We start from the raw sequence: 24,067 nt of genomic DNA, 5'->3' as shown, positions 1-24,067 counted from the left end.
CCTAAGTCCCCACACGGAGGAAGCAATGCGGTGCCGGGTGAGTGTGCAAGCGGCACAGGATCGTATTTCACAGATCCGAGACGAGGTGCACCCTAACGAGTCATTGCGTGATTATCTCCAGAGGATGGTGTATCTGTGCGTCAAGTACAAAGAGGCTGTGGAGGTCAGGCCCGATCGTTGGCAATTCGAACTCATGGAACTTCGAACGGGTATTGAAGAGAGTCTCCGTCATATTGAGCGTGTGCTTCGCCTCAAGCATGGCTCTCTACCAACGCCCGGGGGTTGGGAGTTGTCCTAGTCGATGCGGCACCGTCACTGCTGTGCGGAAACTCCTCCGGGCTCCAGGCCGTTCTCCGTCAGGTAGCGCAGAGCCCTTTCGACGGTGAGGATCTTCCGCTTCAGGTCTTTCAGGCCCGGTGCGGATTCGTCGCTGAATTCGTCCATGCGTTCGTGCTGGCGGCGGACCTCGATCTCGATCTGCGCGAGCACGCTCCAGACCGCGGGGTCGGGCTCGAGGCCCTGCAGCTGCCTCAGGATGGTCGCGGCGAGGCGACGCTCTACGATGGCCTCGAGGGTCTCGGCTGTCGTGCCCTGCCCGGCGAGTCCGAAGGCGATGCCACCGCCGCCTGCCGAGACGAGGGTTCCGGCCGTCAAAAGGCCGCCGATCATCCCACCTGGTCCGAACGTCGCCAACGCGCTCGTGATGGCTGCAGCTCCAGCGAGGCCCGGCGCGGCGGCCAGCGCCAAACCCCCGGTGGCTACGACTATCGCTGCCGCGCCGACACTGAGGGCGCCCCACTTGATCCAGCCGGCGCCGCGGCCCGGGCTGAGGACACTCCGGGCGCGCTTAGCAGCCTCGAAGATGTCGATGCCGTACTGCGTGCCCAGCCCCATCTCGGCGCAGAGTTCTTTCATCGCCTCGAGCCACTTCTCACGCGGCAGGTCGATCTCGAAGGGACGGAGGACGTTCTCGGCCGCCAGCACGGTGAGGAGGACGACCGCTTCGTCTTTGCCCAAATAGCGCCCCGGTTGCGGTTCGACGAGGTCACCTGTCGGGCTGGGCTGATGGACCATGAGCCGCGTCACGTTCAGGGGAACCTGTCGGCCCTCAGCGTCATTGCGCGTGACGATGTCCGTCACGACATCCGTCTGAACACGGCGGAGTGCGCCGGTGAATCGGTCCAGCTCGTCGCCCTTCAGTCGCCTCCGCATGAGATGGGCATAACGCAGCGCCATGAGCGCCATCGATTCGGCCGGATCGAGAGGGATGTCCACGCCCTTTTCGACAGCCTCGAGCTCGGTGGACAGGGAGCCGAACAGGGCGTACCCGATCGCTGCGCCGACGGCGTCTGATCCCAGGTACTCCTCGGCGAGGTGTCCTCGGATGAATGACGGAGTCGTGGCGATGCGGAAGTCCACCATCCACGGGAACACGGACGACAGCCCGCGGTGAGCCGCGACGGGGTCCGACGCGTTCCAGAAGTTGACCCACCAGGCGAGGTTGAAGGGAGGCTCCTTCAGGCCGTCTTTCAACTTGTCGACGTCGAAGGCACCGTTCGCTAGAGGGCTCCCGATGGTGACCATCCCGACCACCTCGACCTCGGCAGGAAGGCGGCGCAAGAGATCGGCCGCGATGACCGAGCCGAGGCTATGGCCCACGAGCACGATGCGACCCGTCGACGGCAAGGCGTTCAACACCCGGTTGAGCACCTGAGCGCGGATCTGCGGGTTCGAGAGGTAGTTTCGGGCCTGCTTGAAGAAGGGTACGGCCACGGCAGCACTCACGGCGGTGTCCAACCCCAGCAAGCCGTTTCCCCGCGCGTGCTTGCCCAGGCGCCATTCGACAGCACCCATCCGGCTTTCGAAGGCCCGGCGGTTGGTCTTCGCCGCTTCGCGAGTGGGAGCCTTCCCGGTGTAGTCCGGGAGCGTCTCGCGGACATCCCAGTCCTTCAATGCATGGGCGTACTTCGGGGCCATGACCTCCGCCGATTCGAGACCCGGGTACCCCAAGCGCACCAGAGACTCCGACAGGGTGGCCTTCCATTTGTCGTCTTGATCGCCGTCGCCGACGCCGTGGAGGAAGACGAGGATGGGGCTGTTGTCACAAGTGGCTCCAGTGCAGTTCGAGAGGTCGTAGTGGTGTGAGAGGCGCAGGCTCTCGCCCGGCGACTCGCAGATGTGGCATTCGGTGCCGGTGCTCCCGGGACGGGGCTGATACGGCCGACGGGCGGATGAGCCCCCGTCGCGTCGACGGTGCGTGCCTAGGCGTAGGCCTTGACGGACTCGCGGATGGCGTCGGCGTGGGAGTAGATCTCGTCGAGAGACTCGATGGGGTGCTTGGTCTCGACCTTGGCGGCATCGAAGAGGCCGAGGTACTTCTGCTTCTTGCCGTTGAAGTGCAGGCGCGCGATCGGCTTGCGGTTGTTGTCGTCGAGCAGCACCGCGAAGTACGACTTCGCGTCACGGTGGACGACCCGCTGCGGCTTGACCTCGCTGCACGCGATCGCCTTCACGATCTGGTAGCCCTCGAGCTCCTCCAGCGTGGTCTCGGTCTCCGTGTCACGATCCAGATCCGCCTCGACGACGGCCTCGCTCGTCACCGCACCGGCGGGCGCCTCCGCGGGGATCGACGGGAAGCTCGACGAGCCGAGTGCCGTCTTCAGACGATCGTTCACCTGGTCGTTCAAGAACTGCTTCGAGGCCTTCGTCACGAGCGGCGTGAACTGCTCGCGCACCTTCTGCGTGAACGACCCCTCGTAGACCCGCGTGGTCACGAACTTGATCCAGTCGTCAGACGGCTCGCGGAACTGCGCGGCGATGGCCCGCTTGAGCTGGCCGACGTACTTGAGCTCCTCGGCGGCGCTGATGACGGAGTCGAGGTCGAAGACGTCCTTCGTGAGCTTGCTCAGCTCGGGCAGCAGGGTCTCGTCGATGTCCGACAGATCGAGCACCAGGAACGGCTTGTCGTCCATCCGGTTCGGCGCGTCGAGGTCCGTGTAGAAGTGGTAGCTCTCGCCGTTCGTGAGAACTGCGATACGGGCGTTGGTGACCGCGAAGTAGCGGTACAGCTGCGAGGCGTGCTCGATGCGGAGCGGTTCAGTCGACTTCTTGCACTCGATGAGGATCTGCACCTCGCCGTCGCGCATAATCGCGTAGTCGATCTTCTCGCCCTTCTTCACACCGACATCGGCCGTGAATTCGGGCACCACCTCGAGGGGGTTGAAGACGTCGTAGCCGAGGATCGTCGAGATGAACGGCATGATGAACGCGTTCTTCGTGGCCTCTTCGGTCTGAATGGCCTCGCGCTGGTTCTTGACCTTCAAGGCGAGTGCGGCGAGCCGCTCGGCAAACTCCATCGTTGTCCCCTTTGTGACGGTTTCTCATGACCTTAGGTCATGAGTTGCCTGATTCGGGACGCCGCCGTGCATCTAGCCAGTCCCGTTAGAGGGTCAGCGGCCGGTAGCTGACCTTGGGCAAGGTCACATTTGCAGGAGCGCCGGTTACCGTGGCCGAATTGCTGCCCGAAAATTTGGCTAGGAATTCCGCAGAGCGGCTGCCATACGTCACAGTGAGAGAGTGAGCACTCCTACCGACGACTCCGTCACGATCGTCCCCATCTGGCCCGCCTTCGTCATCCCCGTACTTCGGGTACTCGAGGGCGGTCAGACTCTCCATCGGAAAGACGTGGCAGACGAAGCGGCCGTTATAGCGGATCTATCCCGTGAAGCTCGTTCCGAAACTCTGCAGTCGGGCGGCTTCAGGTATGAGCAGCGCCTCGGATGGGCCTTGAGTCACCTGTCCAAGGCGAGCTGGGTGAGTAGGCCCACCCGCGGGCACTACGCCATCACTGACGCTGGTCGAGCAGCCCTCGAACGTTTCCCTCAGGGGTTCGACTACGCGCTGGCTCGCGAGGTGCTCAAACCGTTCTGGCCCACTGCGGTGAAAAAGACGGTAACTGCATCGACGCCCGGCAGTGATATCGCTCAGGCCGACGCTGACATCCTCGACCCGATTGAGCAGATCGAAGACGGAATCAGGCGCATTGAAGCGGAGGTAGGCGAGGAGCTGCTCAGCCGCCTTCGAGATAGTCACCCTGATTTCTTCGAGCAGGCAGTCGTCGACCTGCTGCTCGCCATGGGCTACGGGGGAGCCGAACAGCGAGGTAGGCGCATCGGAGGTTCTGGTGATGGCGGCGTCGATGGCGTCATCGACCAAGACGCTCTGGGGCTCGACCGCGTCTACATCCAAGCTAAGAGATACAAGGCCGGGAACAACATCAGCGGTGAAACGATCCAGGCTTTCGTCGGGGCGCTGCACGTATTCGGGGCCACCCGTGGGGTGTTCCTGACGACGTCGGCCTTCACCCCGGCGGCGATCAACTACACGAGCAAGGTGCCGTCACGGGTGGTGCTGATCGACGGGCCCCGTCTAATCGACCTCATGATCAAGTACCGCGTCGGCGTGCAAGTTCAAAAGACTTACACCGCCGTAGAACTCGACGCCGACTTCTTCGACTAGGTCCCTCGCCCGACGCTCGCTGGAGCGTCAGCTGTTGTCACATGTGGATATCGTCAGGTCATGCCTGTTGGAACAGCTGAACGTGCCTTCGCTGCCGCCGCCGAGGACGACGGAATCGTGCTGTCAAGGGCTCGCGTCCCGTGGCTGAATCAGCGGGGTCATCTCGGGTTGCCTGACGAAGCCTCAGCCGTGTGCAACTAGCGAGGATCTTCGACGCCCTCGGCGGCCACGCTGAGGAGCAGGCCGCAAAGAGACTCACTTCGTTGCCGGGTGATTTCTTCCACGAACCCACGGGCACGTTCATCGAAATCGACGAGTTCCAGCACTTCACGTCCCACCGACGTCGAGCACTCGAGCTCTACCCGGCTTCTGCGCCGCTCGGATTCGCTCGGGACGCCTACCTGGCTCTGTGTGACGAGTTGGCATCGCGGGCGGACAGGTACCGCGCCTCGAAAGCAGCGGTCGGCTTCGGAGAGGGCGGGCGACAGAAGCAACGGGCCTATCACGATGCACTCCGAGATCTGGCAGCGCCCTATCTGGGAGCTCCTCCGGTGATGCGCTTTCCTGTTCTGGACGGAGATGGCGCATCGGCGTACGAGCGGGCTCGTCCCCGTCTCCGACACCTCCGTCCCTAGTCCGATCGGGTAGTCGCGCTTCACTGTGGTGGGGGCTGCGAGAGGATCGAGTGGTCAGAAGATGTCCTTCGCGCGTCGGCCAGGGACATCTTCTGACCAGTCGATCACGGAGCGATCAAGAGTTCGTACGCGATGACCCGTAGCGCCCGCATTCGTGCCCGGGGCCGGGTCGCCGCCGTCCACATCCCGTGACCTGACACGCCTCGAGGCTGCCGGCCGACTTCCTCCAGTCCGGCGCCGCGAGGCTACGCCGGGGCTCCCAAGACCGAGACGACCGCGTCGAGCGCCGTCGGCGTGGTCGTCGCGTGCACGCTGAGGCGCACGCGGTCGTCGCCGTGCAGCGTCGCCGTCACTCCGGCGGCCTCGAGACGGGCGCCGACCGACTGGGCCGAGCCGGCGGGGACACCCGCCACGACGATGCCGGCACGCTCCGAACGAGCCGTCGGCGACAGCACCGGCACGTCGGCAGCGCCCAGCCGCGCGATCAGCTCACCCGCCGTGTCGGCGATCCGCGACGCGATCGCGTCGACGCCGACCGACTCCACCTGCTCCAACGCCGTCGCCAGCGCACCCGACGCGAACGGCGAACCGTTCGTCACCGACAGACGCTGCGCTCCGGGCAACGGCTCGTGCGGCACGCCGTCGTAGCGCGAGGCGCCCTCGACACCCGTCCAACCACCCAGAACCGGACGGAGGCGCGAGAGAGCCCGCGACGACAGTGCCACGAACCCCGTTCCCCACCCCGCCCGCAGCCACTTCTGACCGCCGACCACGAGCGCGTCGGCCAGGGTCCAGTCGGCGTCGAGCACACCGAAGCCCTGGATGCCATCGACGACCAGGAGGCGGTCGCCGACCGCCTCACGGAGCCCGGCGAGGTCGGCCACGGTGCCGGTGCGGAAGTCGACCGCACTCACCGCCACGGCCACGGTGTCGGGTCCGATCGCATCGGCGACCCGCTCGGGCGTCACAGGCGCGAGTGGCTGCCCCGGGACGGCGGGCAGCGGACGGACCGTCGTGAGCCCCGCCTCCTCCGAACGCCACCACGCGTACAGATTCGACGGGAACTCCGCACTGCTCACCACGACCTCGCCCCGCGGCAGACCGAACGCGATCTGCATCAGCCCCAGGGAGGTGCTGCTCGCCAACGCCACCCCGCTCCGGTCGAACCCGGAAAGACGCGCCACCGCCGCCAACGCCCGTTCGTCCTCCGCATGCAGACCCGACGACGGCACCCCGGCGCTCGCCGCCGTCGCCAGACGCGTGATCGTCTCGACCACGTCTCGCGACGGCGGACCGTAGCTGCCGAAGTTGAGGTACCCGACGGGCTCGGCGAACGACGCGAGATACGCATCGAGCGCCGAGCTCGCGCCGACGCCAGCAGTCACGTCGGCAGCAGCCGTCACTCCGGCGCCCGCACCAGCCGTCACGCGAGCACCCGCTGCAGGAACTGCTTCGTCCGCGCCTCCCGCGGCGCACCGAGCACCTGCTCGACCGGCCCCTGCTCGACGATCCCGCCGTCGGCCATGAAGACCACCCGGTCGGCGACCTCCCGCGCGAACTGGATCTCGTGCGTCACGACGAGCATCGTCATGCCGTCGCGCGCGAGGTCGCCCATCACCTTCAGCACCTCGCCGACCAGCTCGGGGTCGAGCGCCGACGTCGGCTCGTCGAACAGCAGGAACAGCGGCTTCATCGCCACGGCCCGCGCGATCGCGACCCGCTGACGCTGCCCTCCCGAGAGCTGACCGGGGTAGGCGTCGACCTTGTCGCCGAGGCCCACCCGCTGGAGGATCTCGACGGCCTCGGCCCGCGCCTCCTTCGCATTCCGCCTCTGCACCCGCACCGGGCCCTCGATGATGTTGCCGAGCACGGTGAGGTGCGGGAAGAGATTGAAGTGCTGGAAGACCATCGCGGTGCGCGCCCGCTGCGCCGACAGCCGCCGCTCGCTCAGCTCGTGCAGCACGCCGCCGCGCAGCTCGAAGCCCATCGGCTCGCCTCCGACCCAGACCTCGCCCGCGTCGGGTTCCTCGAGCCGGTTCAGCGTACGGAGGAACGTCGACTTGCCGGCGCCCGACGGCCCGATGATGCAGACCACCTCGCCGCTCCGCACCGTCATCGACACGTCGCGCAGCACCTCGTTGCTGCCGTACGACTTGCCGATCCCGATCGCCTCGAGGACGGGGGCGGCGTCGTCGACGGGACCCGCGCCTCCTGCGGGACCCGCGCCTCCGGCGGGTGTGCTCTCTGTCGCGGTCACGGGGTGCTCCTCACGAGGGGTGCGCGGCCGAGGTCGGCAGCGATCTTGCGACGCAGCGCGCGGGCGTTCGGCGGGCCGCCGGGGCGGCGATCCTGCCGGTCGAAGCCGCGCTCGAGATAGAACTGCCCGACGCTCGCGACGCTGACGATCACCATGTACCAGATGGCCGCGGCGATCAGGGTCTCCATCACCTGCAGGTTGAACGAAGCGATGTTGTTCGCCGCCTTGATCAGCTCGAGGTAGCCGATGACCGACGCCATCGCCGTGCCCTTCAGCATGTTGATGAAGTCGTTGCCCGTCGGCGGGATGATGATGCGCATCGCCTGCGGCAGCACGATGCGGGCCATGCGCTGCATCGGCGTCTGACCGATCGACTGCGCGGCCTCGATCTGACCGCGGTCGACGCTCTTCAGCCCGGCCCGCACGATCTCGGCCATGTAGGCGCTCTCGTTGAGGGCGAGACCGAGGAACGCCGCGACGAACGTCGTCATGATGTCGTTCGTGCTGACGTCGACGAACACCACGTCGGTGAACGGCACGCCGAGCTGCAGCCGCGGGAAGATCAGCGCCAGGTTGTACCAGAGCAGGATCTGCAGCAGCACCGGCAGCCCGCGGAACAGCCAGGTGTAGCCGGCCGCGAACGCCTGCGCCACCGGGTTCTTCGAGATGCGCATCAGGGCGATGATCACGCCGATCACGATCGCGCTCACCTGCGCGACCACGGCCAGCACGATCGTGCCGACCAGACCCTGCAGGATGATCGGCGACACCAGGTAGTACGGGATGTCGCGGTACGAGATGTCGCCCTGCGACGCCCCGTAGACGAGCGCCAGCAGCAGCACCGCGATGACGACGGCGCTGATCCAACGGCCCCAGTGCTTCAGACGGACCTGGGGGAGCAGCTCGCGGGTGAGGGTTCCGACGCGACCCGCGCCTCCTGCGCTCCCGGGGGTGGGCCGAGCCGAGGAGGTGCGGGTCGCGTCGGACCCGTCACCGCCCGGAGGTCGTGTGGTCGCCATCTACTCGCCGCCGTTGACGACGGCCTCGGTCACGCTGCCCGAGGTGATGCCCCAGGCGTCGAGGACCTCGCCGTAGGTGCCGTCGTCGATCAGCGAGTCGAGCGCGGCCGCGATGGCGTCGCGCAGCTCGGGGTCGTCCTTGTTGACGCCGATGCCGTAGGGGGCGCCGTCGATCACGTCGCCGGGCACGACCTCGAAGGCCTCGCCGCCCTGCGCGGTCTTCGAGATGTAGACCGCGCTCGGCAGGTCGTTGACGATCGCGTCGATGCGACCGGTGCGCAGCTGGGTCTGGTTCTGGCTGTCGCTGTCGGTCACGGTGATCTCGAGGGGCTCGTCGCCGTCGGACTCGCACTGCGTGCTGGTCGCCTCGGCGAACTCCTGCTGGCTCGTGCCGGTGACGACGGCGATCGACTTGCCGCACAGTGTGTCGGGGCCGGTGATCTCGGCCGGGTTGCCCTTCTGCACCATCAGCGTGATGCCCGAGGTGAGGTAGTCGACGAAGTCGATCGCCTCCTGCCGCTCGGCCGTGTCGTTCATCGCCGCGATGGTCACGTCGACGCGACCCGACTGCAGGCTGGTGATCAGCGAGCCGAAGTCCTGGTTCTGGTACTCGACCTCGAGACCGAGCTTCTTGCCGACCGCGGTGATCAGGTCGTGGTCGGAGCCGATCACCGTCGAACCGTCTTCGGCGAAGAAGTTGTTCGGGGCCGACTGCACGTTCGAGCCGACGTTCAGGGTGCCCGCGTCGGCGATGTCGGAGGGGACCTGCGAGGCGAGGGCGTCGTCGACCTCGACGGCGTCGAGCAGGGCGCTCGTGTCGGGGATGGTGGACGAGGCGCTGCCGCTGCCGCTGCTGCCGCTGCCGTCGCCGGCGTCGCCGGGTTGCGGGGCGCTCGGTCCGCCGCAGGCTGTGAGGCTCAGCGCGAGCACGGCACCGGTCGCGACGGTGCCCCAGAGGGCGGAGCGGGTGCGGGGTCGTGTCATGGTCGAGCCTTTCGTGAACGTCGTCGGTCATCGCGAGCTGGCCGGGTCACCGGCTGCGTGAGAAGAAATTATCACAGTGCGAGGATTCAGTCGTGCGTCGGTAGCCTGGGGGCATGACTAGTCACGACGGTGCGAGGGCGACCGAGGTCGACCGCAGCCGCGAGCTCCGGGCCGAGTTCGGGCCCTACCTGCCGCTGATGGGGTTCCTGGCCGAGCTGCTCGGACCGCGCACCGAGGTCGTGCTGCACGACACGAGCGACCTCAGCCGGTCGATCGTCGCGCTGACGAACGGTCACGTCAGCGGGCGCAGCGTCGGCGGGCCGGCGACCGACCTCGTGCTCAAGGTGCTGCAGAACCACGAGCACGACGACCGCGACTTCCTCGCCAACTACCTGGCCGAGTCGCGGACGGGCGGCACGTTCCGCTCGTCGACGTTCTTCATCCGCGACGTCGACGGTGAGGTCGTCGGCATGCTCTGCGTCAACATCGACGACGAGCCGCTGACCCGGGCGCGCGATCTGCTCGAGGCGATCACGGCGACCACCGGGCTGGTCAAGGGCGCCAGCCGAGGAGGCGCGGGCGACGCCGGTCAATCGCCCGCCCTGGTCGCCGAGCGGCTGAGCATGAACGTCGACGAGCTCGCGCTCGACGGGGTCGCGCGCATCGTGGCGGCACGGGGAGTCGACCCGCAGCGCATGACGCCCGAGGAGAAGATCGCGACCGTGCGCGAGATCGAGCGGGCGGGGGTGTTCCTGCTGAAGGGGGCCGTAGCGCAGGTGGCCGTGGCGCTGCGCGTGTCGGAGCCGACGGTGTACCGGTACGTGCGGCAGGTGCGGACCTCGGGGTGATCGCTGCGCGGTGGCGGGATCGGTGTTCGCGGTGGTGCCGCTCTCGAGTGGTCAGAAACTGCTCTTCAGGGCTGCTGCAAGGACATCTTCTGACCAGTCGAGTCGCGCTCGAGGCGGCGCTGGCGCCTGCCGTGCAGCAGGACGACCACCAGCGTGGCCAGTGCGGTCGCTCCGGCGATGATCGCGGTCGACGTCAGGGTCGTCGGCGCCATCAGCGGCAGGTCGAGGAACCGGACGTTCGCGACGACCCAGGGTGCCGCGACCAGCACGGTGAGGATGACGACGGCGAGTGCTGCGCCGAGCGGCCGCAGGCGGGGGCGGCGGCGCAGCAGCCAGTCGGGGAGGCCGGCGAGCATGCCGGCGACGAGGCCGTAGAACCAGAGGGCCACCGCCCCGCCGAGCATCACGGGGAAGACCATCGCGAGGGCGGCGAGCCCCTCTGCCGACTGCTCCACGACCACCGAGAACAGGACGAAGCCGATGGGGATGAGGCAGAACGCGGCCGCGCCTCCCCAGGCCGTCGTCCAGGGGAGCAGCGACAGCAGCGTCGAGCGGCGGCGCTGCGGCTCGGCCCGGGCGGGCGTGCTGGCGGCGGCTGCGAGAGCGTGGGTGAGGGCCATGGTTCGACGCTAGGCAGAACCGGCGGCGGGGGCGTCGTCCGCAGGGTGCAGTGAGGTCGTCCTCAGGGACGGAACACGGCCGACCTCCGAGCGAGCAGGAGGGGCGGGTGCGGTGGCCGGCGACAGGTGGGGCTTCGCGGATTCGCTCTTACGTCTGCATGCGTAATAGCTCGAATGCGACTCCGGTCAGCGCGGGGTCGAGGCGTCGGGGGAGTCCGTGGCGTCCGTCCCGGCGTCGGCTGCCGCGGTCTGCGCGACCGGAGCCGCGGGTGCGATGGAGGAGGCGGGCGCGACGTTCGCCGCCTCGGCCTCCTGCCGCTTGCGCTTCAGGTAGAAGATGAAGCCGAACTGTCCGAGACCGCCGACCAGCAGCAGCCAGCCCATCGGCTGCCCGAAGACGAGCAGCACGGCGCCGAACACCAGCCCGACGATGGCGTACACGAGCAGGGTCTTCTCGGACTTGATCATTCCTCCACACTAGGGGCGCAGGTGAGACCGGCGCCGCGCCTCCTTGTGGGGGTGCCCACCGAGGAGGCGCGGGTCACCAGGGTCACCCCGTGGACGACACTCGACGGATGCGGGCGCGCCGACCGTGACCTAGCGTGGAGGGATGCCCCTCGTCGTGCCGTTCATCGTCCTCGCCGGGTGCGCCGTCGTCTTCGGCACCACGCTCGCCGCCGCCCGTGGACGCCTCGGCGTGAACCAGCTCGCCGGCATCCGGTTCCGCCACGTGATGGAGTCGCCCGAGACCTGGCGCGCCGGGCACCGCGCCGCCCTCGTGCCCGTCGCGATCGGCTGCGCGCTCGCCGTGGGAGCCGCGTTCGTCCCCGTGGCGGTGCCGTTGCGCGAAGGCGTCGAAGCGCTGTGGATCATCGTGAGCATCGTCTGCCTGCTGCTCGGCACGCTCGTCGGGGCGTGGCGGGCGGACCAGGCTGCGACCGCGGTCTCGGCGTCGGCGCTGGCGTCGGACTGAACCCGCGCGCGACGTCGTTGGTCAGAAGATGCTCTTCGCGTGCCGACGAAGGGCGTCTTCTGCCCACCCTGAGACTGGCGTGGGGCTTCGGTGGTCGGAAGTGGTCCTTCTCGCGCCGATGAAGGACATCTTCTGACCACTGGAGCGGAATTCCCCCGGAGCACCGAGGAGGCGCGGGTCAGACCGGCGACACCGGCGCAGCACCCGCAGCACCAGCACCAGCACCCGCGCCCGCACCACCCGGCCCACGACGCGCCCCGACCTCTCTCTGCAGGACCAGCGCCGCGCCTCCTACAGCAGCCGCATCGGCGACGTAGGCCGACAGCTCGACCCTCACCCGGTGTCGCCCCTTGGCGAAGAAGTCGTCGGCGATCCGCTGCCGCACCACCTCGAGATAGAGCGGCCCCGCGGTCGTCAGCGACGGCCCGGCGAGCACCACCGAGTCGAGATCGAGCAGGTTCGCCATCGACACGACCGCGTTCGCCAGGTGGTCCGCCGACTCGGTGATCAGCTCGACCGCCAGCGCATCGCCCTCGACCGCCGCCTCGGCGACCAGCGTGAAGTCGGCGAAGGGATCCTCGTTGTCGGTCAGCACCAGACTCGTCGCCCGCCCCGCCGCCACCGCCGCCCGCGCCCCGAGCGCCACGCTCACCGGCCCGGCGAGCTGCTCCGCCGACACCCGGTGCGCCACCGGCCCCGGCCCCCGGTACCGCATCTGCCCGAGCTCGCCGGCGTTCGAGCTCGCCCCCCGGTAGATCGCCCCGTCGAGCACGATCCCGGCGCCGATCCCCGCCCCGAAGTACACGGTGCAGTGCGCGGCGCTGTCGCCGACGGCACCGCCCCAGAACTCGCCGATCGCCGCAGCCGTCGCGTCGTTGTCGAGGATCACCGCGAAACCCGTCGCCTCGGCCGTCGCCTCGCGCAGCGGGAAACCCGCCCACTCCTCGAACGGCGGCGCCCCGAGGATGCTGCCCGTCGTCAGATCGATCGGCCCGGGCGTCACGAGGCCGAGACCGGTCACCCGGTCGGCCTCGACGCCGATCGATTCCAGGAAGGCCGAGACCGTCGAGGCGATCCACGCGACGGCCGACTCGGGCGACTGCCCCCAGACGCCGGCGACGCGGCTCCTCCCCACGAGGGCGCCGCCGAGATCCGTCAACACCACCGTCACGAAGTCCGCCCCGAGCTGCACCCCGAGGGCATACCGTGCTCGTGGGTCGATGGTCAGCAGCACACGGGGCTTGCCGCCGGTCGACTCGCGACGCCCCGACTCGACGACGAGTCCGTCGAGCAGCAGCTGGCGCACCACGTTCGACATGGTCGCCTGAGTGAGGCCGGTGGACTCGGCGAGCTCGACTCGACTGATCGGCCCCTGCGAGCGGATCAGGTCGAACGCGAGCGCTCGGCTCGTGGGCACCGCCAACAGCGGACGCGGGTTGACCATGTCGTACCTCCTGGCGATATCGTAGGCTCTGCACGGCTTAATAAAGTCGATTGACAAAGTGCGAGCGCGCGACACCGACGTCCGAATCTCTCCTAGCAAGGGCACCCATGGTCTTCTCACCCCTCCACGACGGCTGGACCCTCGAGGCCGTCTCCGGTCCCGTCCCCGACGCCGCGGCCGCCCGGCTCGTCGGGGCGACGATCCCCGCGACCGTCCCTGGCTGCGCCCACACCGACCTGCTCGCCGCCGGTCTCATCACCGACCCGTTCGACGGCGACGCCGAGGCCGCCCAGCAGTGGATCGGCAGCACCGTCTGGCGCTACTCGACGGTCTTCGACTGGAGCGACGACGGCTCCGACCGCCACGATCTCGTCGCCGAGGGCCTCGACACCGTCGCCCGCGTCGAGCTCAACGGGGTGCTCGTCGCCGAGACCGAGAACCAGCACCGCAGCTACCGCTTCGACGTGAAGGAGGCGCTGGTCGCCGGGGCGAACCGCCTCACCATCACGTTCGCCGCCCCCGTCACCGAGGTGGAGGCGCGGGTCGAGCGGCACGGCGCCCTCCCGCACGTCAACCACCACCCTTTCAACATGCTGCGGAAGTCCGCCAGCAACTTCGGCTGGGATTGGGGCGTCGACGTCGCGACCAGCGGCATCTGGAAGCCGATCGGCCTCGACAGCTGGTCGGGGGTGCGGATCGCGTCGGTCAGGCCGCTCGTCGACGTCACCGACGAGGGCGGCGTGCTCGACGCGCACGTCGAGCTCGAGTGGGCGGGCGGCGAGGGTGCGGGCGGGGGGTCGACCGAGGTGACCGTCGTGGTCGACGGGCACCGCGCCTCCTCGGCCGTGACGGCGGGGGAGGCCTCGGCGCGGCTTCGACTGGTCGTGCCCGACGCCGAGCTCTGGTGGCCGCGCGGTCACGGCGCCCAGCCGCTCTACCCCGTCAGCGTCACGCTGAGCACCTCGCCCGACGAGCCGTGGGAGGCGCGGGTCGGCTTCCGCACGGTGACCCTCGACACCGCACCCGACGCCCACGGCACGCCGTTCACGGTGTCGGTCAACGGCGAGGTCGTGCAGATCCGCGGGGCGAACTGGATCCCCGACCACGCGTTCCTCACCGAGATGGACGCCGCCCGGTACCGTCGCCGGGTCGCCGACGCCGTCGACGCGAACATGAACCTGCTGCGCGTGTGGGGCGGCGGCATCTACGAGTCGCACGACTTCTACGACGCCTGCGACGAGGCCGGGGTGCTCGTCTGGCAGGACTTCCTGTTCGCCTGCGCCGCATACGCCGAGGAGGACTGGCTGGCGGGCGAGGTCGAGGCGGAGGCGCGCGAGGCGATCACGCGGCTGAGCCGCCACGCGTCGCTGGCGATCTGGAACGGCAACAACGAGAACATCTGGGGCTTCGTCGAATGGGGCTGGCGTGCCGCGCTGGCCGGGCGCACCTGGGGCGACGGGTACTACCGCACCCTGCTGCCGCGCCTCGTCGCCGAGCTCGACGGCACCCGCCCGTACTCGCCCGGCAGCCCGTACTCGTTCGGCGACTACCTGCACCCGAACGACCACCGGCACGGCACCATGCACATCTGGGACGTCTGGAACGACCGCGACTACACCGCCTACGCCGAGTACCCGGCTCGCTTCGTCTCGGAGTTCGGGTTCCAGGGGCCGCCCGCCTGGTCGACGCTCGCCGCGGTCGTGCACGACGAGCCGATGGAGCCCTACGGCCACGAGATGCTGGTGCACCAGAAGGCCGAAGACGGCAACCTCAAGCTCGAACGCGGGCTGCGGGGGCACCTGTCGACGCCGACCACCATCGACGAGTGGCACTGGGCGACGCAGCTGAACCAGGCGGCGGCCATCCGGTTCGGCGTCGAGCACTTCCGGTCGCTGGCGCCGCTCAACACCGGCACCATCGTCTGGCAGCTGAACGACGACTGGCCCGTCGTCTCGTGGGCCGCCGTCGACTTCGACGAGCACCGCAAGCCGCTCTGGTTCGCGCTGCGGGCCGCCTACGAACCGCGGCTGGCGACGATCCAGCCCCGCGCCTCCGGCCTGTCGCTGGTGCTGCTGAACGACACGGCCGCCGAGTGGCTGGGGGTGGCGCGCGTGCGGGTGGTGCCGCTCGAGCGCGACTCGGGTGCTGGTGCCGGTGCCGGTGCGGGTACTGGCGCTGGTGCTGGGCGGGTGGCCGTCGACGTGCCGGTGGCCGTGGATGCGCGGGGCGCGTCGACGACGCTGCTGCCGGCCGAACTGGTCGCCGGCCTCGACCCGGCCACCGAGGTGCTCGTCGTCGACCTCGACGGGTTCGGGGCCGGGCGCGCCGTCTGGAACGCCGCCGAGGTCGTGGGGCAGCGACTGGATCCGGGGGCGGTCACGGCGTCGGCCGTGCGCTCGGAGGAGTCGGACGGCGACGTGCTCGTCACCGTGACGGCGTCGGCGTACGCCCGCGACGTCACGCTGCTCGTCGACCGGGCCGCACCCCGGGCCGCGGTCGACCGGGGCCTGGTGACGCTGCTCGCGGGGGAGAGCGCGGTGTTCCGGGTGTCGGGGGCCGGCGGGGTCGAGCCGGAGCGCTTCGCGGCCGACGACGTCGTGCGGCATGCCGGGGCGCTCATGGGGGTCGCGGCGCTCTGAGGCGAGCGAAGGGCCGCGCGGCGCGTGCCGCGCGGCCCTCCGGCGTGCCCGGAGGGGTTTCGCGCGGAGGAGTTCCGCGCGGGGGTGCGGCGGGTTCCCGTCATCCGTGGCGGGTCAGCGCTGACCCGCCGCCGATGACGGGAACCCGCCGAAGCACAGGACGCACGAGAAACTTGACGAGCTTTATTTAGTGGGGTAACAATGGGCCATCGGGGCGACGACGCCCTGTGACAACGATGTCAGCACCGCCCCGGGCAGCCCGCGGCGGTGCAGCGAAAGGATCGACGATGTTCCTCCGTGCTTCGACCGGCCACCGGCCCGTCCGCCCCCGATGGGTCCTGGGGGCCGCGGCCGCCGCCTCCCTCGCGCTCGTCCTCACCGGCTGCTCCGCCGGCGGCTCCAACTCGAGCTCCACCCCCTCCGACACCCTGGTCGTCTACACCGGTCAGGCCGGCGACTACCAGATCAACTTCAACCCGTACTCGCCCTCGAGCATCGGCGGCATCGGCGCGATCTACGAGTCGCTGTTCTTCGTCACGAACGTCAACACCGAGGCCTACGAGCCCCTGCTCGGCACCGAGTACGCCTGGAACGAGGCCGGCACCGAGCTGGCCGTCACCCTCCGCGACGACGCCACCTGGAGCGACGGCGAGCCCTTCACCGCCGACGACGTCGCCTTCACCTTCCAGATGCTGCTCGACACCCCGTCGCTGAACACCAGCGGCTTCGACGGCACCGTCACGGCGACCGACGACACCCACGTCGTCTTCACCTGGAGCAAGCCCGCGTTCGTCGCCGGCCCCACCCTGCTCGGCCGCACGCCGATCGTGCCCGAGCACCTCTGGTCGGGCATCGACCCCACCACCGACGTCATGGCCGAGCCCGTCGGCACCGGCGCGTTCACGCTCGACGACTTCAAGGCGCAGGCGTTCACGCTCGCCTCGAACCCCGAGTACTGGGGCGGCGAGCCCGAGGTGAAGAAGGTCCGCTACCTGTCGCTGTCGGGCAACACGGCCGGCGCCGACGCGCTCGCCGCCGGCACCATCGACTGGCAGACCGGCCCCGTGCCCGACATGGAGAACGTCTCCGAGAACTACCCCGGCTACGACGCCGTCACCATCCCGCAGAACCAGGTCGCCCTGCTCACCTGCTCGAGCGTCGAGCTCGGCTGCGAGGGCCCGCAGACCGACCCGGCCGTCCGTCAGGCCATCTACTACGCGCTGAACCGCGACCAGGTGAACTCGCTCGCGTTCCAGAACACCGCCAGCGAGATCTCGCCGACGTTCGCGCTCACCTCGACGCAGGAGGACCTCATCTCGGCCGACGTCGCCGAGCCCGTCGCACCCTCGGCCCCCGACCTCGACAAGAGCGGCGAGCTGCTCGAGGAGGCCGGCTACACCAAGGGCGGAGACGGCGTGTACGCGAAGGACGGCGAGCCGCTGAAGCTCACGGTCGAGGTCGTCACCGGCTGGACCGACTACATCACCGCCATCGACACCATGGGTCAGCAGCTGAAGGCCGCCGGCATCGAGCTCACCGCCTCGCAGTCGTCGTGGAACGAGTGGACCGACAAGAAGAGCAAGGGCAACTACCAGCTCGCGATCGACTCGCTCGGCCAGGGCCCCGCGTCCGACCCGTTCTACCTCTACGACCAGTACTTCAACACGGCCTACACGGCCGAGGTCGGCGAGGCCGCCCCGACGAACATGGCGCGCTTCAGCGACCCCGCCGTCGACGCCGCGCTCGCCGAGCTGAAGGCCGTCGACCCGGCCGACACCGCGGCCCGTCAGGCGCAGTTCGACGTCATCCAGGCGGCGATCGTCGAGGACATGCCCTACATCCCCGTCATGACCGGCGGCACGACGAGCGAGTTCCACTCGTCGAAGTTCAGCGGCTGGCCCACGATGGACGACCTGTACGCGTTCCCCGCGATCTGGGCCTCGCCCGACAACGCTCAGGTCTTCAAGAACCTGAAGCCCACGGGCGAGTAGGCGATCGTCGTGACCGAGGAGGAGACGGCGGCCCCCGAGACGACGTCGAGGCCGGGTGAGGGTTCGTGAACTACTTCGTCAGGAAGCTGGGCTTCTACGCCATCGCGCTGTGGGCGGCGTTGACCCTGAACTTCATGATCCCGCGCCTGCTGCCGGGCAACCCCGTCGACATCCTGCTGGCCAAGCTGCAGCAGCGTGGCGGCGTGGTGACGGCGGACACCCGGGAGGCCTACACGCTCCTCCTCGGCGGCGACTCGTCCGAGCCGCTGCCCGTGCAGTACTGGAACTACCTGATCAACATCCTCCGCGGCGACCTCGGGGTCTCGGTGAGCTACTTCCCGGCACCGGTCAGCGAGGTCATCGCGGGGTCCCTGCCGTGGACGATCATGCTCGTCGGCATCGCCACCGTGATCGGCGCCGCCCTCGGCGTCCTCCTCGGCGCCTTCGTCGGCTGGAAGCCGGGCACCTGGCTCGACTCGCTCGTGCCGGCGACGACGCTGCTCGCGGCCGTGCCGTACTTCTGGCTCGCGCTCATCCTCGTCTACGTGCTCGCCACGTCGATGCGGCTGTTCCCCTCGCAGGGCGGCTACGACGTCGTCCTCGACCCGGGCTGGGACTGGGCGTTCATCTCGTCAGCGATCGAGTACGGCTTCCTGCCGGCTCTCACGATCGTCATCGCGTCGCTCGGCGGCTGGCTGCTCGGCATGCGGAACATGATGGTGTCGACCCTCTCGGAGGACTACATCCTCACGGCGCAGGCCAAGGGACTCAGCCAGGGGCGCATCCTGCGCGGCTACGCGGCCCGCAACGCGGTGCTGCCGAGCGTCGCCGGGTTCGCGATCTCGCTCGGCTTCGTCGTCTCGGGGTCGATCGTCACCGAGCAGGTGTTCTCGTACCCGGGCATCGGCGGAAAGCTCCTCTCGGCCGTGACGAACAACGACTACGCGCTGATGCAGGGCATCTTCCTGTTCATCACGCTGGCCGTGCTCGGCGCCAACCTCGTGGTCGACCTGTTCTACGGGATCATCGACCCCCGCACCCGGGCCCGCAGCTGATGCGCGGCGCACGGACCGGAGCCCAGGAGGCGCGACCCACCGGGGTGGGCCGCTCCCGGACACAGACACCGCGCCTCCTGCAGGCCGATCTCGGAGATGACTCATGACGAACGTCGCGCCCCTCACGGAGGCCGCGGTCGCGGATCCGACCGCCGAGCTCGCGTCGGCGTCCGCCGACAGCGGCAAGCCGCCCCGCTCGCCCTGGCGGCTCATGCTGCCGACCATGACGCCGTGGCTCGCCACCGGCCTCGCCCTGATCGGCGTGATCGTGCTGTTCGGCGTCGTGGGCCCGTTCTTCGTCGGCGACCCGGCGGCCATCCGCGACATCGGACTGACGGGACCGTCGGCCCAGCACCTCCTCGGCACCACCCAGACCGGGCAGGACGTCTTCGCACAGCTGGCCTGGGCGACCAGGGGCTCGCTGCAGATCGGGCTGATCGTGGGCGTGCTCGCGACGGCGCTGTCGGCGTTCTTCGGGATCCTCGGCGCGTACATCGGCGGGTTCACCGACGAGGCGTTCTCGCTGTTCTCGAACGTGTTCCTGGTGATCCCCGGTCTGCCGCTCGTCATCGTGATCTCGGGCTTCGTACCGCAGGAGCAGCGCGGGCTGTGGACGATCGGCGTCGTGCTCGCCATCACCGGCTGGGCCGCGTCGTCCCGCGTGCTGCGGGCGCAGACCCTGTCGATCCGGTCGCGCGACTACGTGGCCGCGTCGCGGGTGGCGGGCGAGCGGCCGTGGCGGGTCATCACGGTGGAGATCCTGCCGAACCTGCTGCCGGTGCTCGCATCGCAGTTCGTCTTCGCGGTGATCGCCGCGATCCTCGGCGAGGCGGGGCTGTCGTTCCTCGGGCTCGGGGCGTCGAACTCGTCGACCCTCGGCACGATGCTGTTCTACGCCCAGAACGGTTTCGCTCTGCCGCTCGGCGCCTGGTGGTGGTTCGGCCCTCCCGGTCTGATCATCGCCCTGTTCGGCACCGGCCTCTCGCTGATCAACTTCTCGATCGACGAGATCATCAACCCCAAGCTCAAGAACGTCCGACTGCACCGCAAGCAGGCGCGTCGGGCCCGGAAGGCAGCACGATGACCCCCACCCAGGAGGCGCCGGTCGCGTCGCGCACGCGCACCCGCCGCGACGCCGTGCTCACCATCGACGACCTCACCGTCGTCTACGAGGTCGAGAACCCGGTCACCGCCGTGAAGTCGGCCAGCCTCACCCTCGGACCGGGGGAGATCCTCGGGCTCGCGGGCGAGTCGGGCTGCGGCAAGACGACCCTCGCCTACGCGATCAACCGGCTGCACCGGCCGCCGGCGCGCATCGCGACGGGGTCGGTGACCTTCCACGACCGCGACGGCACCGACGTCGACCTGCTCGCCCTCGAGTCGGAGGAGCTGCGGGCGTTCCGCTGGTCGAAGCTGTCGATGGTGTTCCAGGGCGCGATGAACGCCCTGAACCCCGTGACGACGGTGCGGACCCAGCTGGAGGACGTCCTGATCACGCATCGTCGCGGCATGTCGAAGAAGGAGCGCCGCGAGCGGGCGGCCGAGGTGCTGACCCGCGTCGGGGTCGACCCCGTGCGCCTGTCGTCGTACCCGCACGAGCTGTCGGGCGGCATGCGGCAGCGCGTCATGATCGCCATGGCGATGCTGCTCGAGCCGCAGATCATGATCATGGACGAGCCCACCACGGCGCTCGACGTGGTCGTGCAGCGCGACATCCTGCGCGAGATCGTCCGCCTGCGCGACGAGCTCGACTTCGCCGTGATCTTCATCACGCACGACCTGCCGCTGCTGCTCGAGATCAGCGACCGGATCGCCGTGATGCTGCAGGGCGAGATCGTCGAGCTGTCGACGGCGCAGCGGATCTACACCGACGCGCAGCACCCGTACACGCGCCGGCTGCTCAGCTCGTTCCCGAGCCTCAGCGGGTCGCGCGGGGCGTTCATCCGCACCGGCGTCGACGAGGGCTCGCCCGTCGACACCGACACCCGCTCCGTCGTGCTGCCCACGCCGGACGACCTCGAGGAGGGGCCCCGATGACGAGCATCCAGATCACCGACCTGACCAAGGACTTCGCGGTCGGCTCAGGGCTGTCGCGGAAGGCCTTCCGGGCCGTCGACCACGTCTCGTTCGACCTGCTGCCGGGTCGCACCGTCGCGCTCGTCGGCGAGTCGGGCTCGGGCAAGTCGACCATCGCCCGGATGCTCGCGAAGCTCGAGAAGCCCACCTCGGGCACCATCGACGTGCAGCTCGACGACGGCACGCCCGTCATGGGGTCGCTGTACCGACGGCACGTGCAGATGGTCTTCCAGGACCCGTTCGCCTCGCTGAACCCGTTCCACTCGATCGAGCACCACGTCGCCCGGCCGCTCAAGATCCACCGGCGCACCCGGGGTGCCGCGCAGACGCACGAGCGGGTGCTCGAGATGCTCGAGCGCGTGAATCTGAGACCGGCCGCGGACATCGCGGCCCGGAGACCGCACGAGCTGTCGGGCGGGCAGCGACAGCGCGTCGCCATCGCGCGGGCCCTCGCGCCGGGCGCGCAGGTGCTGATCGCCGACGAGCCCGTCTCGATGCTCGACGTGTCGATCCGCCTCGGCGTGCTGAACCTGATGGGCCGACTGCAGCGGGAGGACAACCTCGCGGTGCTGTACATCACCCACGACCTGGCGACCGCCCGGCACTTCTCCGACGAGATCCTCGTGCTCTACCGCGGTCGCGTCGTCGAGCGCGGGCCCGCCGACGCCGTCATCCTCGACCCTCACCACGACTACACGAAGCTGCTCGCACTCGCGGCGCCCGACCCCGAGCGCGTCGGCAAGATCGTCTCGGACGAGGCCGCCCCCGACCGCGCCTCCCTCGACAACTCGGTGTGCTTCGACCACTACACGGGCGCGTGGGAGACGGCGCGCGAGAAGGGCGGGGCGCGTGCGCGGGTCTGACGGGCGCGGGGGCGGTGCCGGTGCCGGGGCTGGAGCCGGCGCGGGGGCCGGCGCGGGGGCCGGGGGCGGGCGCGGTGCTGCGGCGCGCCTCGCCTGGCCGACGGACGGGCTCTCGTTCGGCGGCGACTACAGCCCCGAGCAGTGGCCGTGGGAGGTCGTGCTCGACGACATGCGGCTGATGCGCGAGGCGGGGGTCACCCTCGTCACGCTCGGTGTCTTCTCGTGGGTGGTGCACGAGCCCCGCGAGGGCGTGTTCGACTTCACCTGGATCGACCGGATGCTCGACCTGCTGCATGAGAACGGCATCGCGGTCGACCTCGCCACCCCGACGGCCGCCGTGCCCATGTGGCTGCACCGGCTGCACCCCGAGATCCTGCCGCACGACGAGCTCGGCCACCCGCTGGCCCCCGGCGGCCGCCTCGGCTTCTGCCCGTCGTCGCCGACGTTCCGCCGCTTCGCGCTGCGCATCGTCGAGGCGCTCGCCGAGCACGTCGCCGGGCACCCCGCCGTGCGGATGTGGCACGTCGGCAACGAGCTCGGCGGCGGCAACGCCCGCTGCCACTGCCCGGTGTCGAACGAGGCGTTCCGCCGCTGGGTGGAGGCGCGCCACGGGTCGGTCGACGCGCTCAACACCGCCTGGGGCATGGCGTTCTGGGGCAACAGCTACTCGTCGTTCGACGAGGTCACGACGCCGAGCGGCGTCACGGCCCACAACCCCGGGCAGCTGCTCGACTACGAGCGGTTCTCGTCCGACGCGCTGCTCGAGTGCTACCGGGCCGAGAAGGCGGTGCTGAAGCGCCTGACGCCCGAGCTGCCGGTGACGACGAACTTCATGGTCGGGCTGGGGCCCGACGTCGTCGACTACGCGCGCTCGGCGCCCGAGGTCGACATCGCCGCGAACGACCACTACACCTACGGCCCCGATCCGCTGCGGCACGAGGAGCTCGCCTTCAGCGGGGACCGCATGCGCGGGATCTCGGGCGGCGGCCCGTGGATGCTCATGGAGCACGCGGCGGGGGCGGCGAGCTGGCACCCGATCAACCAGCCGAAGGCGCCGGGCGAGATGATCCGGCACGCGATCGCGCACCTGGGGCGCGGGTCGGACAGCGTGATGTTCTTCCAGTGGCGGGCGTCGAGGTCGGGCACCGAGCAGTTCCACTCCGCGATGCTGCCGCACGCCGGTCCGTCGTCGCGTCGGTTCGCCGAGATCACGCGCCTGGGGCGGCATCTCGAGGCGCTGCGCGAGGTGCGGGGGAGCGTCGTCGTCGGCGTCAGGGTCGCGCTGCTGCACGACGACGAGGCCGGGTGGGCGCTGAAGAGCGGTCTGAAGCCGATCAACCGGCCCGATTACGCGGCGACGGCGCGGGCGATCCACACCGCACTGTTCGAGCGCGGCGTGACGGTCGACGTCGTGCCGGCCTGGCATCCGCTCGAGGCCTACGACCTGGTCGTCGTGCCGGGGCTGTTCCTCGTGTCGGACGCCGACGCCGACGCGGTGCGACGCTTCGCCGAGGCGGGCGGCACCGTGCTCGTCACCTGGTTCTCGGGCATCGTCGACGTGAGCAACACGGTGCGGACGGGCGGCTACCCGGGTGCCTTCCGTGAGCTCCTCGGCGTGCGGGGCGAGGAGTTCTCGCCGTTGACCGACGAGCAGACAATCGAGCTCTCGACCGGCTGGCGCGCTCGGCGCTGGGCCGAGGTCGTCTCGCCGGTCGACGCGGGGACCGAGGTCGTCGCGTCGTACCGGGTGGCCGCGGACTCGGGCGTCGTCGCCGACGGAGTCGACGGCGGGCTCGCGGTGTCCCGCCGACCCGTGGGAGCGGGAGCGGCCTGGTACCTCGCCTCGGACCTCGAGCCCGAGGGGCTGGGGGAGCTGCTCGAGCGGCTGCTCGACGAGAGCGGGGTGCGGCCGGCGGCCGTCGCCTCGGCCGGTGTCGAGGTCGTCCGGCGCGCCGCGGGGGAGTCGTCGTGGCTGTTCGCGATCAATCACGGCGTCGTCGAGGGCTGGGTCGAGGCGACCGGGGTCGACCTGCTGACCGGGACCGCGTGGGAGAGGCGCGGCGTCGTGCCCGCCGGGGGCGTGGCGGTCGTCCGCGAGGAGTAGCGCCCGCCCCGCGCGACCAGCCGAGCCGCGCCTCCTCGGGG

19 protein-coding genes are annotated in these 24,067 nt (G+C 69.7%); 10 read left to right on the top strand and 9 right to left on the bottom strand.

Annotated elements, in window-relative coordinates; genetic code table 11:
* Positions 1-312 precede the first annotated feature (312 nt).
* Together SOM11_RS04600 and SOM11_RS04595 are read right to left on the bottom strand one after the other, a co-directional pair.
* Entirely contained in the window at positions 313-1,977 is a 1,665-nt protein-coding gene (locus SOM11_RS04600; protein ID WP_320477317.1) for an alpha/beta hydrolase, read from the bottom strand.
* A gap of 284 nt (positions 1,978-2,261) precedes the next feature.
* A complete protein-coding gene (locus SOM11_RS04595; protein WP_320477316.1) occupies positions 2,262-3,356 on the bottom strand; it encodes a type I restriction endonuclease in 1,095 nt (364 codons plus the stop codon).
* A gap of 220 nt (positions 3,357-3,576) precedes the next feature.
* On the opposite strand from SOM11_RS04595, the gene SOM11_RS04590 reads away from it, so the two are divergent.
* On the top strand, positions 3,577-4,518 hold the full coding sequence (locus SOM11_RS04590) for a restriction endonuclease (RefSeq protein ID WP_320477315.1): 942 nt from the start codon (positions 3,577-3,579) through the stop codon (positions 4,516-4,518).
* 880 nt (positions 4,519-5,398) lie between these two features.
* On the opposite strand, the gene SOM11_RS04585 is transcribed toward SOM11_RS04590, so the two are convergent.
* From SOM11_RS04585 to SOM11_RS04570, 4 genes are all read right to left on the bottom strand, one after another.
* Complete coding sequence (locus SOM11_RS04585; RefSeq protein ID WP_320477314.1) at positions 5,399-6,538, bottom strand: aminotransferase class V-fold PLP-dependent enzyme; 1,140 nt, start codon at positions 6,536-6,538, stop codon at positions 5,399-5,401.
* A 38-nt stretch (positions 6,539-6,576) separates the two neighbouring features.
* The gene (locus tag SOM11_RS04580) at positions 6,577-7,320 is read right to left on the bottom strand and encodes an amino acid ABC transporter ATP-binding protein (RefSeq protein ID WP_320477354.1); all 744 of its coding nucleotides are present in this window, start codon (positions 7,318-7,320) and stop codon (positions 6,577-6,579) included.
* A gap of 86 nt (positions 7,321-7,406) precedes the next feature.
* A complete protein-coding gene (locus tag SOM11_RS04575; protein ID WP_320477313.1) occupies positions 7,407-8,429 on the bottom strand; it encodes an amino acid ABC transporter permease in 1,023 nt (340 codons plus the stop codon).
* Positions 8,430-9,413 carry an ABC transporter substrate-binding protein gene (locus tag SOM11_RS04570; protein ID WP_320477312.1) on the bottom strand — a complete coding sequence of 328 codons (984 nt, stop codon included), beginning with the start codon at positions 9,411-9,413 and terminating at the stop codon, positions 8,430-8,432.
* 113 nt (positions 9,414-9,526) lie between these two features.
* Here SOM11_RS04570 and SOM11_RS04565 point away from each other — a divergent pair, with 113 nt between their 5' ends.
* A complete protein-coding gene (locus tag SOM11_RS04565) occupies positions 9,527-10,261 on the top strand; it encodes a helix-turn-helix transcriptional regulator (RefSeq protein ID WP_320477311.1) in 735 nt (244 codons plus the stop codon).
* Between the two features lie 65 nt (positions 10,262-10,326).
* Here SOM11_RS04565 and SOM11_RS04560 read toward each other — a convergent pair whose 3' ends face one another.
* Both SOM11_RS04560 and SOM11_RS04555 read right to left on the bottom strand, forming a co-directional pair.
* Complete coding sequence (locus SOM11_RS04560; protein ID WP_320477310.1) at positions 10,327-10,881, bottom strand: hypothetical protein; 555 nt, start codon at positions 10,879-10,881, stop codon at positions 10,327-10,329.
* Between the two features lie 186 nt (positions 10,882-11,067).
* Entirely contained in the window at positions 11,068-11,349 is a 282-nt protein-coding gene (locus SOM11_RS04555; protein ID WP_320477309.1) for a hypothetical protein, read from the bottom strand.
* Between the two features lie 142 nt (positions 11,350-11,491).
* On the opposite strand from SOM11_RS04555, the gene SOM11_RS04550 reads away from it, so the two are divergent.
* Positions 11,492-11,854 carry an SdpI family protein gene (locus tag SOM11_RS04550; RefSeq protein ID WP_320477308.1) on the top strand — a complete coding sequence of 121 codons (363 nt, stop codon included), beginning with the start codon at positions 11,492-11,494 and terminating at the stop codon, positions 11,852-11,854.
* A gap of 178 nt (positions 11,855-12,032) precedes the next feature.
* Here the strand turns inward: SOM11_RS04550 and SOM11_RS04545 are convergent, their stop codons facing one another.
* Positions 12,033-13,298, bottom strand: coding sequence for an ROK family transcriptional regulator (locus tag SOM11_RS04545; RefSeq protein ID WP_320477307.1), 1,266 nt, complete (start codon positions 13,296-13,298; stop codon positions 12,033-12,035).
* A gap of 107 nt (positions 13,299-13,405) precedes the next feature.
* On the opposite strand from SOM11_RS04545, the gene SOM11_RS04540 reads away from it, so the two are divergent.
* The 7 genes from SOM11_RS04540 to SOM11_RS04510 all read left to right on the top strand — a co-directional run bounded on the left by SOM11_RS04540 (position 13,406) and on the right by SOM11_RS04510 (position 24,026).
* Positions 13,406-15,937 carry a glycoside hydrolase family 2 protein gene (locus SOM11_RS04540; protein WP_320477306.1) on the top strand — a complete coding sequence of 844 codons (2,532 nt, stop codon included), beginning with the start codon at positions 13,406-13,408 and terminating at the stop codon, positions 15,935-15,937.
* A 287-nt stretch (positions 15,938-16,224) separates the two neighbouring features.
* A complete protein-coding gene (locus SOM11_RS04535) occupies positions 16,225-17,928 on the top strand; it encodes an ABC transporter substrate-binding protein (RefSeq protein ID WP_320477305.1) in 1,704 nt (567 codons plus the stop codon).
* A gap of 65 nt (positions 17,929-17,993) precedes the next feature.
* On the top strand, positions 17,994-18,983 hold the full coding sequence (locus tag SOM11_RS04530) for an ABC transporter permease (protein ID WP_192060532.1): 990 nt from the start codon (positions 17,994-17,996) through the stop codon (positions 18,981-18,983).
* Between the two features lie 103 nt (positions 18,984-19,086).
* Positions 19,087-20,067 (top strand): ABC transporter permease, encoded by a 981-nt coding sequence (locus tag SOM11_RS04525; protein WP_192060531.1) that lies wholly within the window; start codon positions 19,087-19,089, stop codon positions 20,065-20,067.
* Positions 20,064-21,020, top strand: coding sequence for an ABC transporter ATP-binding protein (locus SOM11_RS04520; protein WP_320477304.1), 957 nt, complete (start codon positions 20,064-20,066; stop codon positions 21,018-21,020). The genes SOM11_RS04525 and SOM11_RS04520 overlap by 4 nt, the downstream gene beginning before the upstream one ends.
* Positions 21,017-21,922, top strand: a complete 906-nt coding sequence (locus tag SOM11_RS04515; RefSeq protein WP_320477303.1) for an ABC transporter ATP-binding protein — start codon at positions 21,017-21,019, stop codon at positions 21,920-21,922. The genes SOM11_RS04520 and SOM11_RS04515 overlap by 4 nt, the downstream gene beginning before the upstream one ends.
* A complete protein-coding gene (locus SOM11_RS04510) occupies positions 21,909-24,026 on the top strand; it encodes a beta-galactosidase (RefSeq protein ID WP_320477302.1) in 2,118 nt (705 codons plus the stop codon). The genes SOM11_RS04515 and SOM11_RS04510 overlap by 14 nt, the downstream gene beginning before the upstream one ends.
* Positions 24,027-24,067: the final 41 nt, after the last annotated feature.

Origin of the sequence: Frigoribacterium sp. CFBP9029, from assembly GCF_034045305.1 — a bacterium.
Lineage (GTDB): Bacteria > Actinomycetota > Actinomycetes > Actinomycetales > Microbacteriaceae > Frigoribacterium.
The sequence above is the reverse complement of the archived record's forward strand: the minus strand, read 5'-3'. Positions and strand labels throughout refer to the sequence as shown.

Excerpts from the sequence above, each read along its gene's own strand:
- SOM11_RS04600 (WP_320477317.1), bottom strand. The coding sequence starts at position 1,977 with ATGGCCCCGAAGTACGCCCATGCATTGAAGGACTGGGATGTCCGCGAG.
- SOM11_RS04595 (WP_320477316.1), bottom strand. The coding sequence starts at position 3,356 with ATGGAGTTTGCCGAGCGGCTCGCCGCACTCGCCTTGAAGGTCAAGAAC.
- SOM11_RS04575 (WP_320477313.1), bottom strand. The coding sequence starts at position 8,429 with ATGGCGACCACACGACCTCCGGGCGGTGACGGGTCCGACGCGACCCGC.
- SOM11_RS04570 (WP_320477312.1), bottom strand. The coding sequence starts at position 9,413 with ATGACACGACCCCGCACCCGCTCCGCCCTCTGGGGCACCGTCGCGACC.
- SOM11_RS04565 (WP_320477311.1), top strand. The coding sequence starts at position 9,527 with ATGACTAGTCACGACGGTGCGAGGGCGACCGAGGTCGACCGCAGCCGC.
- SOM11_RS04560 (WP_320477310.1), bottom strand. The coding sequence starts at position 10,881 with ATGGCCCTCACCCACGCTCTCGCAGCCGCCGCCAGCACGCCCGCCCGG.
- SOM11_RS04555 (WP_320477309.1), bottom strand. The coding sequence starts at position 11,349 with ATGATCAAGTCCGAGAAGACCCTGCTCGTGTACGCCATCGTCGGGCTG.
- SOM11_RS04550 (WP_320477308.1), top strand. The coding sequence starts at position 11,492 with ATGCCCCTCGTCGTGCCGTTCATCGTCCTCGCCGGGTGCGCCGTCGTC.
- SOM11_RS04545 (WP_320477307.1), bottom strand. The coding sequence starts at position 13,298 with ATGGTCAACCCGCGTCCGCTGTTGGCGGTGCCCACGAGCCGAGCGCTC.
- SOM11_RS04540 (WP_320477306.1), top strand. The coding sequence starts at position 13,406 with ATGGTCTTCTCACCCCTCCACGACGGCTGGACCCTCGAGGCCGTCTCC.
- SOM11_RS04535 (WP_320477305.1), top strand. The coding sequence starts at position 16,225 with ATGTTCCTCCGTGCTTCGACCGGCCACCGGCCCGTCCGCCCCCGATGG.
- SOM11_RS04525 (WP_192060531.1), top strand. The coding sequence starts at position 19,087 with ATGACGAACGTCGCGCCCCTCACGGAGGCCGCGGTCGCGGATCCGACC.
- SOM11_RS04520 (WP_320477304.1), top strand. The coding sequence starts at position 20,064 with ATGACCCCCACCCAGGAGGCGCCGGTCGCGTCGCGCACGCGCACCCGC.
- SOM11_RS04515 (WP_320477303.1), top strand. The coding sequence starts at position 21,017 with ATGACGAGCATCCAGATCACCGACCTGACCAAGGACTTCGCGGTCGGC.